The organism is Streptacidiphilus sp. MAP12-16 (genome assembly GCF_041262165.1).
Lineage (GTDB): Bacteria > Actinomycetota > Actinomycetes > Streptomycetales > Streptomycetaceae > Streptacidiphilus.
Genome location: NZ_JBGCBY010000003.1, coordinates 292,906 through 304,985, shown reverse-complemented (window position 1 = coordinate 304,985; position 12,080 = coordinate 292,906). Strand labels below are relative to the sequence as shown.

Here is a 12,080-nt window from a genome sequence, read left to right as displayed (position 1 = left end):
CCACCCGTTGCCGCGAAGGCGGTACGGGGGACGACGCCGCGCGCGCGCCGGGCCACAGGGGGCACGCGGGTACGGATGAGCGGTAAGCAGCGGCGCGAGCAGCTGCTGGACATCGGCCGGACGCTGTTCGCGGAGCGGGGGTACGACGCGACGTCGGTGGAGGAGATCGCGGCAAAGGCCGGGGTCTCCAAGCCGGTGGTCTACGAGCACTTCGGCGGCAAGGAGGGGCTCTACGCGGTCGTGGTGGACCGCGAGATGCAACTGCTGCTGGACACCGTCACGGGCGCGCTGACCGGCGGGCATCCACGGGAGCTGCTGGAGGAGGCGGCGTTCGCGCTGCTCGACTACATCGAGACGTCGACGGACGGGTTCCGGATCCTGGTGCGGGACTCGCCGGTGGCCCAGTCGACGGGCACCTTCGCGTCGTTGATCAGCGACATCGCGACGCAGGTCGAGGACATCCTGGGCCTTGAGTTCAAGTCACGGGGCTACGACCCCAAGTTGGCGCCGATGTACGCGCAGATGCTGGTGGGGATGGTGGCGCTGACCGGCCAGTGGTGGCTGGAGGTGCGGAGCCCGAAGAAGGCGGAGGTCGCCGCCCACCTGGTGAACCTGGCCTGGCACGGCCTGGGCGGGATGGAACGGCGGCCTCAGCTGGTGGGGCGGCGGAAGAGCTAGGGCCGGTCCGGCCAGAAGAGCGAGGGGTCGTCCCTTGGTCTACGGCCTCGCTTCGAGGAACTCGATGCGGTTGCCGACGGGGTCGTGGGAGTAGAAGCGGTCGTGTCCGGGGAGGTCGTGGTCCCAGCTGACGGGGGCGCCGAGGGCGGCGATGTGCTCGGCGAAGGCGTGGATGCCCTGGACCCGCAGCGCCGGGTGGGCCTTCCTGGCCGGGACGAAGGGGTCCTCGACACCCACGTGGAGCTGGACCGCCCCGGTCTGGAACCAGCAGCCGCCACGGGCGGCGAGCACGCGGGGCTTGGGGATCTCGGTCATCCCGAGGATGTCCGCGTAGTACGCGCGGATCCGGTCCTCGCTGCCGACGGGGGCGGCCAGCTGGACGTGGTCGAGGGCGGTGATCATGTGAGTGTTCCTCAGTTCTTGACGGCGACGGCGAAGATACGGCGGTACGGCAGGACGGTGCCGTGCGGAGTGGCCGGGTACGCCTCGGCGAGCAGCGCGCCGTACTCGGCGAGGAACGCCTCGCGGTCGGCCGGATCGGTCAGCGCGGCGAGGACAGGACGCAGGCCGGTGCCGAGCATCCAGTCCAGCACCGGGTTGTCTCCGGTGAGGACCTGGTCGTAGGTCCACTCCCAGGCGTCGACGGTGCAGCCGAGGGCGGTGAGCCGCTGCCGGTACTCGGCGGGCTGGTGCACAGCAGGGGCGTGGATGTCGGCGAGGCGGCCGGCCCAGCGGGGGCTGTCCCTGAGTTCGGCGAGGAGGGTGTGGGTGGGCGCCCCGAAGTTGCCGGGGACCTGGAAGGCCAGGACGCCTCTGGTGGGGAGCCCGTCGATCCAGCGGGGGAACAGGTCGGCATGGCCGGGGACCCACTGCAGGGCGGCGTTGGAGAGGATCAGGTCGGGGTTGTCCTGCGCCGGTGCGTAGCCGGCGATGTCGCCGAGGCGGAAGGCGACGTCCGGGTGGTCGTGGAGGGCCTGCTGGATCATCTCGGTGGAGTTGTCCACACCGATGATCTCCGCGCCGGGCCAGCGGTCGGTGAGGGTCGCGGTGGTGTTGCCGGGACCGCAGCCGAGGTCGACGACCTTCGCCGGCGAGTGCGGGATTCGGTCGACCAGGTCGTGGAAGGGCCGGCTGCGGTGGTCGGCGTGGCGGAGGTACTGGGCGGGGTCCCAGGTCATGGCCTGCTCCTCGGAGAAGTATCTCGACATCAAGATACTTCGATTCTGGCCACTGCTGTTTCTTGATGTCAAGAGACTTCACATCGACACATCCACCACTACACTGATCGACTATGGAGGACGAGGTCGACCGGCTGGTCGCAGCATGGCGGCGCGAGCGCCCTGACCTCGACGTGGAACCACTCGAGGTACTCAGCCGGATCAGCCGCCTCGCCCGGCATCTCGACCGCGCCCGGCGCACCGCCTTCGCCGAGCACAACCTGGAGCCCTGGGAGTTCGACGTCCTCACCGCGCTGCGCCGCGCCGGAGCCCCCTATCAGCTGTCCCCCGGGCAGCTGCTGACGCAGACCCTGGTCACCTCCGGCACGATGACCAATCGGATCGACCGCCTGGCCGGCAAGGGCCTGGTCCAGCGGCTGCCCGACCCGGGCGACCGCCGGGGCGTCCTGGTCCGCCTCACCACGGCCGGGCAGGATCTCGCGGACGCCGCGCTGGCCGGCCTGCTGGCCCACGAGCGCGCCCTGCTGGCCGAGCTCTCCGCAGCCCAGCGCGGGGATCTGGCGGGACTGCTGCGGCAGCTCGTCGCGCCGTTCGACAACCTGCCCGAATAGCGCCCCAAGGCAACCCGCGCCTGACTCTTGACGGAGTACCAGCAATGGGGCCACTCTAGGCGAAATCAAGTTAGGAAAGCTTCCTAACTAAGTCCTGGCTCCCGAAGGAGCACCATCTGATGGCCTCTCATACCAGTCACATCAGAAAGCTGATCGCCGCCGCAGCGGCGGCCGGGTGTATCAGCCTCGGCCTCGCGGCCACCGGCGGAGCCACCGCCTCCGCCGCGACCACCCCCGCACATCCCTTCCCCACCCATGTGACCTACAAGGTCGGCGTGATGCCCTCCGCCTCGCAGGCGACCCGGGACGCGGCGGTGGAGAAGCAGTACAACTCGTGGAAGTCGACCTATCTGGTGCACGGCTGCGCCTCCAACGAGTACTACGTCTCGACGAAGGGCGACAACGACGCCACCAACGGCGGCACGGTGTCCGAGGCCCAGGGCTACGGCATGAACATCGTGCCGCTGATGGCCGGCTACGACACCAACGCGCAGACCGAGTTCAACGGCCTGTGGCAGCTGGTCAAGGACCACAAGGACCAGTGGGGCCTGATGCAGTGGCAGCTCGACGGCAAGAGCTGCAGGTACTACAGCGGTGGCACCCCCGACGCGGCCACCGACGGCGACCTGGACATCGGCTACGGCCTGATCCTCGCCGACAAGCAGTGGGGCGGCTACACCGCCGACGCCAAGGCCTGGTTGGCGAGCTTCTACGCCCACGACGTCGCCCCTGACGGCCACCTCAAGTGCGAGGACGACGGCCCCACCACGGACACCCGTCCCTCCGACATGATGCTGGACCACCTGCGGGCCTTCGCCGCCTACGACACCTCGCACGACTGGAACAAGGTGGTCACCCGCACCGAGGCGGTGATCAACGAGTTCTCCGCGTCGTACTCGTCGAGCTCCGGCCTGCTCTCGGACTTCGTGGTGAACGCGAACGGCACCAGCCCCAAGCCCGCGCCCGCGAACTACCAGGAGAGCCAGCCGGACAACATCGTCGGCTACAACTCGATCCGCGTGCCCTGGCACCTGGGCACCGACGCCCTGGTGAACGGCTCCAGCACCGCCGCGACCGCGTACGGCACGGCCAAGAAGGAGTCCGCCTGCCTGAAGAAGCTCTCCGGCGGCAACCCGGCCAACGTCCAGCCGCACATCAAGCTGAACTGCGCCAACGGGAACATCTCCGGCGACACCCAGGCGGAGGAGGCCGGCGACTCGGTCGGCCCGGCGGCAATGGCCTCCGGCGACCAGGCCTGGACCGACGCGATCTGGAAGCAGCTCGGCACCAACCCCTTCGGTGACGCCTACTACGGCGAGACCATCAAGATGCTGGTCTACGTGGTGATGGCCGGCGACTACTGGAGCCCCGCCTCCTGACACCGCGTCAAGCTGCGGCGCCCCCGGGTCCTGGCCCGGGGGCGCCGTACTGCCCAGGTCGTGACTGCACAGCTATTGCCAGAAGCTACTGGCGGGTTGGGATACTCCCTGGGATCGGGAGCCGCATCGAACGCGGCTCCCCAGAAGGGGGGCCCACCCGTGCCCAGCACCTCCCGCGTGCGCCGCGTTCTCGCCACCTTCGCGCTCGCGGCTCTCGCCGCGGCGACGATGACCGGCACCGCGTCCGCGCGCGACTCCGGCGGCAGCCCACAGGGCAGTCCGCACTACTACGTCTCACTCGGTGACTCGCTGGCCGCCGGCTACCAGCCGAACGTGCAGCAGAACACCGACGTCTCGTACACCGATCAGCTGTACGCGCAGCTCAAGCAGCGCGACCCCGCGCTGGTGCACATCAAGCTCGGGTGCAGCGGCGAGACCACCGGGACGATGATCGACGGCGGGATCTGCAGCTACCCGGGGGCGAGCTCGCAGCTGGACGCGGCCGAGAAGTTCCTCCGCGCGCACCGGGGCCAGGTCAGGTACGTGACCCTGGACATCGGCGCCAACGACGTGGACGGCTGCCTCGCCGGGGGGACCATCGACCTCGCCTGCACCGCGAAGGGCGTCGCCACGGTCGGGGCGCAGCTGCCGCAGATCACCCGGGCCCTCTACCAGGCGGGCGGCTCGCGGGTGCGCTACGCGGGCATGAACTACTACGACCCCTTCCTCGCGGTGTGGCTGACCGGCCCGGCCGGTCAGCAGCTGGCGGTGCAGTCCACGGCACTGTCCACGGTCCTCAACGGGGTGATCAAGCTGGGCCTGCGGAGCAGCCACTTCGAGCTGGCGGACGCGTCCAAGGCGTTCTCCACCGATGACTTCACCCACCAGGTCACCCTGCCCGGGATCGGCCAGGTGCCGCTGAACGTGGCCCGGATCTGCGCCTGGACCTGGGAGTGCACCCCGTACCACGACATCCACGCCAACCCGGTCGGGCACGCGGTGCTCGCCGAGGCGTTCCAGGACGCGCTGAAGCACCACGACTGATCGGCGTCACCACGCCCTGCCGCGAGAGCCCGCCCCCGCCATTCGGGGGGCGGGCTCTCGTCTTGTCGTCGGACGTCGTTGTGGAAATGCTATGCAAGTATGAAGATTCACTCATAACGGACGGGTAGAAACGTGTCCTCCGAATCGCCGACGAACCGGCTCGCTGCCTGGCGCCCGCGCGCCGCCGCCGCCTCCGTCTGGTACCTGCGCGTCGCCGCGGCGCTCAACTTCCTCGGAGCCGTCTCCGCGCCCTTCCGAGGGCAGGTCACCCGCCACAACACCGGGGACTTCTTCACCCCCTACATGATCACCTCGGGGTTCACCTCGGGCGCCCTGGCGCTGTTCCTGGCCATGATGATGCGTCGGCGCAAGCGCGCCGCCTGGATCTTCAACGTGGTCGTCGTGTCCCTCTACATGGCGCTGGTCCTGATCTCCCTGGTGGGCCTGCCCGAGGTCCGGGAGCACTGGTTCAACTGGGTGTCGGGGACCATCACCCTGGGCCTCCTCGCCGCGCTGCTGGTCGGCCGGCGCGAGTTCCGGGCGAAGGGCGACCGCTCCAACCCCTGGCTCGCGCTGAGCGCACTGATCGGCGGCGGGGCGGTGGGCGTGCTGATCGGCACGGCGCTGGTCTCCGCGACCAACACTGCGACGGGCTCGACGCTGCGCGGGCGGATTGACTACGTGCTGATGCGCGTCTACACCCTGGCGCCCTCCGACTCGAGCTTCCACAACATCGACATCCCGCACTGGGTGGACATCGTGATCAACGTGATGAGCGCGCTGATCTTCCTGCTGGTGCTGTACACGCTGTTCCGCTCGCCCAGGGGCAAGGAGTACCTCTGCCCCGACGACGAGCTGCGGCTGCGGGAGTTGCTCGACCGGCACGGCGAACGCGACTCGCTGGGCTACTTCGCGCTGCGCCGGGACAAGTCGGTGATCTTCTCGCCGTCCGGGAAGGCCGCCGTCGCCTACCGCGTGGTCGGCGGCGTCTCGCTGGCCTCCGGTGACCCCATCGGGGACATCGAGGCCTGGCCGGGCGCCATCGAGCTCTGGCTCGACCAGGCCCGCGACCACGCCTGGGTTCCCGCCGTGATGGGGGCCAGCGAGGAGGGCGGCACCGTCTTCGCCCGGCACGGACTGAACGCGCTGGAGCTGGGCGACGAGGCGCTGGTCGAGGTCGACGACTTCACCCTGGAGGGGCGCGCGATGCGCGGCGTCCGCCAGACGCACAAGAAGGTCGGACGCGCCGGATACACCGTTCGGGTACGCCGCCACGAGGACATCCCCGAAGAAGAGATGGACATGCTGCTGCAGCGCGCCGACCACTGGCGCGACGGGCAGACCGAGCGCGGGTTCTCCATGGCGCTGGGGCGGCTCGGCGACCCGGACGACGGCCAGTGCGTGATGCTGGAGTGCCATGACGGCCAGGGCGAGCTGAGGGCCCTGCTGAGCTTTGTCCCCTGGGGCCGTGACGGCCTTTCGCTGGACCTGATGCGGCGCGACCGGGAATCCGACAACGGACTGCTCGAGTTCATGGTGATCGAGCTGATCGGGCAGGCCGACAAGGTGGGCGTCAAGCGGGTGTCGCTGAACTTCGCCATGTTCCGGGCCGTCTTCGAACGCGGCTCCAGGCTCGGCGCCGGCCCGGTGCTGCGGATGTGGCGCTCGGTGCTGGTCTTCTTCTCCCGCTGGTGGCAGATCGAGTCGCTGTACCGGGCGAACGCGAAGTACCGGCCGATCTGGGAGCCGCGGTACCTGCTGTTCGCGCGCAGCAGCGACCTGCCGAGGATCGGCATCGCCTCCGCCCGGGCCGAGGGCTTCATCACCGCGCCCAGCCTGCCCAGCCTGTTCCAGCGGCGGCACCAGCGGGCCCTCCCGCGTTGACCTCAGGTCCGGCGTAGCGACAACTCGGCTACTCGACTACTCGGCCGGACCCACTCCTGCGCGCCGGGCCAGCGCGACCGCGGCGAGGGTGGAGTGGACCCCGAGCTTGCCGAGGACGTTCTGCATATGGGTCCGGACGGTGTGCGGGGAGAGGTAGAGCCGGTCGGCGACCGCCTGCCGGCCGAGTCCGGCGACCATGCAGCGGAGCACCTGCTTCTCGCGCGGGGTGAGCGACTCGACCAGCCGCTCGCTCTCGGTGCGGTCCCGGCGGGCCGCGGTGAGCTCCCTGATCACGCCGGTGAGCAGCAGCGGCGGGATGTGCGTCTCGTCCCGGAGCACCCCGCGGATCACGGCCATCAGCCGACCGAGCGAGCTCTCCTTGGCGACCCAGCCACCCGCTCCGGCCTGCAACGCCTGGACCACCCGGCGCGGGTCGTCGTCGGCGGCGAGGACGACCACCTGGAGGTCGGGGTGGGCGGTGCGGGCGCGGCCGACCAGGGAGATGCCGTCGCCGCCCTCGCTGCCGACGCGGGGACGTGCGGGCTGCGGCTCGCTGCCGCCGACGCGCGGCGCGGGGATGCGCGGGGCAGTGCGGGCGGGGGCCGGGGCGGCAGCGGGCCCGGGAGCCGGGGCTCCTGCGGACGTGGGCGCGCTGACCATGGGCTGCCGCAGCACCGGCAGGGGCACGGTCGCTGGCTTCGGGGGCTGCTTGGATGGTGCGCCGGGGCGGCGCTGGTCGCCGGCGCGGGCGGGCGCGGTTCCAATGGCCGGGGCCGGACTTCCCGGGCTTCCCAGACTTCCAGGGCTTCCAGGGCTTCCCGTGCCTCCGGAGGCGAGGTCGGCGTCGACCAGCAGCACCTGGAAGGGGCGGTTCTCGGCGGCGGCGCGCTCCAGGGCGCGCTCGGCCGCCTGGGTGCTGCCCGCCGCCGCGACCTCGACGTCGGGCTCGGCGGCGAGCGCGGTGGCGAGCGCCTCGGCGAAGATCCGATGGCCGTCCGCGACCAGGACCCGGATACGCGCCACTGCTGTCCCCCTGTCCCCTGCCCCGATTCCGGCCCCCCGCCGACTTCCGACTCAGGGTAGGCCCTGGGAGCCGTCAGGAGCGGGGGAACGGGGCGGGGGGTCGCCGGTTGACGTCAAATCAGGCGGCGGGCTCCGGCTGCCGGGACTGCGGTGAAGGCGCGGGGGGTCTTCCAGCCGCGGGCGGCGAAGGCGTCGGTGACGGCGGCGGTGATCCGGTCCGCGTCGGCGCGTTCGGCGAGCACGATGACGGAGCCGCCGAAGCCGCCGCCGGTCATCCGCGCCCCGAGCGCGCCCGCCGCGACCGCGGTGTCCACGGCGAGGTCGGTCTCCGCGCAGGAGATCGCGAAGTCGTCCCGCATGGAGGCGTGGCCCTCGGTCAGGATCGGGCCGATGCCCCGCAGATCCCCGGCGTCGAGCAGGGCGATGACGCGTTCCACCCGGGCGTCCTCGGTGACGATGTGCCGGGTCAGCGACCGCAGTTCGCCCTCGGGGAGGCGGGCCAGGGCCGCGTCCAGACCGTCGTACGGCACGTCGCGCAGGGCGGGCACGCCCAGCAGCTCGGCGGAGCGTTCGCAGCCCGCGCGGCGCTCGGCGTACGCGCCGTCCGCGTGGGCGTGCTTGACCTCGGTGTCGATGACCAACAGCACCAGGCCCTGCGCGGCGAGGTCCAGCGGGACCTGGCGCGTGTCCAGGCTCCGGGCGTCGACGAACAGTGCCGCACCCTCCGCGCAGCAGCTCGACGCGAGCTGGTCCAGGATGCCGCAGGGTACGCCGACGAAGGCGTTCTCGGCCCGCTGGGCGAGAACCGCGAGCTGACGCGGCGTCAGAGCGAGGCCGTGCAGGTCGTTGTACGCGGTGGCGACTGCGCACTCCAGGGCGGCGGAGGAGGACAGTCCGGCGCCGGTGGGCACGTCGCTATCCAGGTACAGGTCCGCGCCCGCCACCTGATGCCCCGCCTCGCGCAGCGCCCAGACGACCCCGGCGGGGTACGCGGCCCAGCCTTCGACCGATCCGGGGGCGAGGTCGGCGACCACCACCTCCGTCACGCTGTCCGGGGACTGGACGCTGTGCAGGCGCAGCAGACCGTCGTCGCGGCGGGCGGCGGCCACCCGGGCGGCGTGCGGAAGCGCGATCGGGAGCATGAAGCCGTCGTTGTAGTCGGTGTGCTCGCCGATCACGTTCACCCGCCCCGGCGCCTGCCAGACGCCCTCAGGCTCGGTGCCGTACAGAGTGGTGAAGCCCTTGCTGACGGCTTCGGTTTCGATCACTGCTGCTCCCTCTCCGGAGAAGACGCTGCGCTTGCGAGTGCGAAGTTCCAGGCGTCGGCGACGATCCCGTCGAGGTCGGTGCGGCGGGGCTGCCAGCCGAGGACGCTGCGGGCGCGCTCGGCGGAGGCGACCAGGACGGCGGGGTCGCCGGGGCGGCGCTCGGCCGTGATGGCGGGGATGTCGCGCCCGGTCACCCGGCGGACGGTGTCGATGACCTGGCGGACGGAGAAGCCGCTGCCGTTGCCGAGGTTGCAGATGAGGTGTTCCCCGGGCCTGGCGGCGGCGACGGCGAGGAGGTGGGCCTCGGCGAGGTCGGCGACGTGGATGTAGTCGCGGACGCAGGTGCCGTCGGGGGTGGGGTAGTCCTCGCCGTAGACGGCGATGTGCGGGCGCCTGCCCAGGGCGGCCTGGATGACCAGCGGGATCAGGTGGGACTCGGGGTCGTGCCGCTCGCCCTGCTCGCCGTAGGCGCCCGCGACGTTGAAGTAGCGCAGCGAGACGGCGGCAAGGCCGTGGGCGTTCGCCTCGCTGGTGATCATGTGGTCGACGGCGAGCTTGGTCGCGCCGTACGGGTTGGTCGGGGCGGTGCGGGCGGTCTCCTCGATGGGACTGACCTCCGGCTCCCCGTACACGGCCGCCGTGGAGGAGAAGACCAGGCGGCGCACCCCCGCCTTGCGCATCGCGGCCAGCAGCTCCAGGGAGCCCGCGACGTTGTTGCGCCAGTACTTCTCCGGGTCGGCGACCGACTCGCCCACCTGGGAGCTGGCGGCGAAGTGCAGTACGCCGTCGAACGAGCCGTCGAGGACGTCGGAGGCGTCCTGGATCCGGCCCTGGACGAACGCCGCCCCGGCGGGGACGGAGGCGCGGTGCCCGGTGGAGAGGTCGTCGAGGACGACGACGTCGTGCCCGGCCTCGACGAGGTGCGCGGCGACGACCCCGCCGACGTAGCCGGCGCCGCCGGTGACCAGGTACTTGCTCTGCTTGGGGGACGACTCCGTCACGGGGAGACCTCTCTTAGGCGCTGCGCCGCCGTCTCCGGCGACACGTCGTTGATGAACACGTCCATGCCGGATTCGGAGCCCGCCAGGAACTTGAGCTTGCCCACCGTACGACGGATGGTGAAGAGCTCCATGTGAAGAGCCAGCTCGCTGCCGTTGCCGAGGGCGCCCGAGCGGACCGGGCTCTGGTGCCAGGCGGCGATGTAGGGGGTCCTGTTGCCGGCCGGGTCGCCATGCTGGTCAGCGAGGTGCTTGTCTACGCTGTGCTTCTCTACGAACAGCAGGTCGAAGCGGCGGAGCAGGTCGAGGTAGACGGTGCAGAACTCGGCGCGCTCGGCGTCGTTCAGGGCGAGCAGGTCGCCGACCCGGCGGTTGGGGTAGAGGTGCACCTCGTAGGGCCAGCGGGCGGCGTAGGGGACAAAGGCGGTCCAGTGTTCGCCGGCGATGACGACGCGGTCGCCGGCGGCGCGTTCGGCGGCGAGCAGGTCGTCGAAGAGGTTGCGACCGGTGCGCCTGCGGTGGGCCGAGGCGGCGGCGAGCATCCGCTCGGTGCGCGGGGTGACGAAGGGGTACGCGTAGATCTGGCCGTGCGGGTGGCCGAGGGTGACGCCGATCTCCCGGCCGCGGTTCTCGAAGCAGAAGACCTGTTCGACTCCGGGGAGGGCGGAGAGCTCGGCGGTGCGGTCCGTCCAGGCGTCGAGCACCAGGCCGACCCGGGCCGGGGTGAGGTCGGCGAAGGAGGCGTCGTGGTCGGAGGTGAAGCAGACGACCTCGCAGCGCCCGATACCCGGGCGGGCGTGGTGGGCCAGCGGGGCGGGTGTCCCGTCCGGGAGGGCGGCCGGGCTCAGCGGACCGGCCGGGGTGTCGGCGTCGGGGCTGAGGGAGGGGAAGCGGTTCTCGAAGACGACCACGTCGTAGTCTGCGGCGGGGATCTCGCTGAGACGTCCGTCACGTGAGGGACACAGCGGGCACTCGTCCGCCGGAGGGTGGTAGATCCGGCCCTGGCGGTGCGAGGCCACCACGACCCATTCGTCCAGCAGCGGGTCGTAACGGATCTCGGACGCGGTACTGGTCGCGTCGAGAGGCCGCAGGTCGGGGTCGTCACGGACCACGTCGTCACGGGAGTCGTAGTAGATCAACTCGCGGCCGTCGGCCATCCGCGTACTGGTCTTCTTCACTACACGCTCCACCCTCACATCCACGCGGACCCTATGCCAACATATTCAAACACAAAGACTCAGTAGTCAACAGGGCAAGGTGTGGGGGTCGGGTCAGTTCTGGGCGGCTCGATCCAGCAGTCCCGTGCGGGCAGCCACAGCCGCAGCCTCCAGTCGGGTCCGCGCACCGAGTTTCATCAGCACCCGCTGGACGTGGGTGCGCGCCGTACTCGGCGCGATGGCCATCCCCTCGGCGATCTCCCTGGTGTCCTCGCCCTCCGCGATCCGCATCAGGACCTGCACCTCACGCCGGGTCAGCAGGCGCAGCAGCCGCACCGCCTCGTCGTCCGGCTCCGCCACGGGGCGCAGCAGATGCTGGAACACGGCGTGCAGCAGCTCGGGCGCCACCGCCACCTCGCCCGCGCGGACCCTGGTGAGGGCGCGCTCCACCACCTCGATGCGCTCGTCCTGGCGCACATAGCCGGTGGCGCCCGCGCCGAAGGCCGCCGCCACCCCGGACAGGCTGGCGACGCCTCCCATCACCACGACGGCGACCTCGGGTCGCTCCCGCCTGATCCGGCGCACCGAATCGAACGAGGACGGGTCCTCCGGGTGCGCCACCCCGAGCAGGCACACCTCGGGACGGCGGTGCACCACCAGGTCGGCGGCCGCGGCGACCGGAGTGCCCACCGCCAGGACCCGGTGCCCGCGCAACTGCAGCGCCGTCGCCAGCGCCTCCGCAAGCAAACGGTGGTCGTCCACAACCACGAGCCGCACGCCCACGGTGCCCCCTCAGTCCTCGCGAAACCGCCACAACCTTGGCGCGACGCACCATCACAACGCATGCGGTAGCCGTACCG

12 protein-coding genes are annotated in these 12,080 nt (G+C 71.1%); 5 read left to right on the top strand and 7 right to left on the bottom strand.

Translation table 11 applies throughout. From position 1 onward, the window contains the following. The first annotated feature begins 75 nt into the window (after positions 1-75). Entirely contained in the window at positions 76-678 is a 603-nt protein-coding gene (locus tag ABIA33_RS05265) for a TetR family transcriptional regulator (protein ID WP_370077570.1), read from the top strand. A 39-nt stretch (positions 679-717) separates the two neighbouring features. On the opposite strand, the gene ABIA33_RS05260 is transcribed toward ABIA33_RS05265, so the two are convergent. Together ABIA33_RS05260 and ABIA33_RS05255 are read right to left on the bottom strand one after the other, a co-directional pair. After that, entirely contained in the window at positions 718-1,080 is a 363-nt protein-coding gene (locus ABIA33_RS05260; RefSeq protein WP_370077568.1) for a VOC family protein, read from the bottom strand. An 11-nt stretch (positions 1,081-1,091) separates the two neighbouring features. Beyond that, positions 1,092-1,856, bottom strand: a complete 765-nt coding sequence (locus tag ABIA33_RS05255) for a trans-aconitate 2-methyltransferase (protein ID WP_370077566.1) — start codon at positions 1,854-1,856, stop codon at positions 1,092-1,094. A 113-nt stretch (positions 1,857-1,969) separates the two neighbouring features. Between ABIA33_RS05255 and ABIA33_RS05250 the strand changes: the two genes are divergently transcribed. The 4 genes from ABIA33_RS05250 (at position 1,970) to ABIA33_RS05235 (ending at position 6,774) form a co-directional block, all read left to right on the top strand. After that, complete coding sequence (locus tag ABIA33_RS05250; protein ID WP_370077564.1) at positions 1,970-2,467, top strand: MarR family winged helix-turn-helix transcriptional regulator; 498 nt, start codon at positions 1,970-1,972, stop codon at positions 2,465-2,467. Positions 2,468-2,586: 119 nt separating this feature from the next. After that, complete coding sequence (locus ABIA33_RS05245) at positions 2,587-3,846, top strand: glycosyl hydrolase family 8 (RefSeq protein ID WP_370077562.1); 1,260 nt, start codon at positions 2,587-2,589, stop codon at positions 3,844-3,846. A gap of 159 nt (positions 3,847-4,005) precedes the next feature. Then, entirely contained in the window at positions 4,006-4,890 is an 885-nt protein-coding gene (locus ABIA33_RS05240) for an SGNH/GDSL hydrolase family protein (protein ID WP_370077560.1), read from the top strand. Between the two features lie 132 nt (positions 4,891-5,022). Further along, positions 5,023-6,774: a phosphatidylglycerol lysyltransferase domain-containing protein gene (locus ABIA33_RS05235; RefSeq protein ID WP_370077558.1), complete on the top strand. Its 1,752-nt coding sequence runs from the start codon at positions 5,023-5,025 to the stop codon at positions 6,772-6,774. Between the two features lie 36 nt (positions 6,775-6,810). On the opposite strand, the gene ABIA33_RS05230 is transcribed toward ABIA33_RS05235, so the two are convergent. The 5 genes from ABIA33_RS05230 to ABIA33_RS05210 all read right to left on the bottom strand — a co-directional run bounded on the left by ABIA33_RS05230 (position 6,811) and on the right by ABIA33_RS05210 (position 12,003). Continuing rightward, positions 6,811-7,797 carry a LuxR C-terminal-related transcriptional regulator gene (locus ABIA33_RS05230; protein ID WP_370077556.1) on the bottom strand — a complete coding sequence of 329 codons (987 nt, stop codon included), beginning with the start codon at positions 7,795-7,797 and terminating at the stop codon, positions 6,811-6,813. A 113-nt stretch (positions 7,798-7,910) separates the two neighbouring features. After that, entirely contained in the window at positions 7,911-9,062 is a 1,152-nt protein-coding gene (galK, locus tag ABIA33_RS05225) for a galactokinase (protein ID WP_370077772.1), read from the bottom strand. After that, positions 9,062-10,066 (bottom strand): UDP-glucose 4-epimerase GalE, encoded by a 1,005-nt coding sequence (galE, locus tag ABIA33_RS05220; RefSeq protein ID WP_370077554.1) that lies wholly within the window; start codon positions 10,064-10,066, stop codon positions 9,062-9,064. Before galE ends, galK begins: the two co-directional genes overlap by 1 nt. Then, a complete protein-coding gene (gene galT, locus ABIA33_RS05215; RefSeq protein ID WP_370077552.1) occupies positions 10,063-11,241 on the bottom strand; it encodes a galactose-1-phosphate uridylyltransferase in 1,179 nt (392 codons plus the stop codon). Before galT ends, galE begins: the two co-directional genes overlap by 4 nt. A 93-nt stretch (positions 11,242-11,334) precedes the next feature. Beyond that, the gene (locus ABIA33_RS05210) at positions 11,335-12,003 is read right to left on the bottom strand and encodes a response regulator transcription factor (RefSeq protein ID WP_370077550.1); all 669 of its coding nucleotides are present in this window, start codon (positions 12,001-12,003) and stop codon (positions 11,335-11,337) included. Between the last annotated feature and the right edge of the window lie 77 nt (positions 12,004-12,080).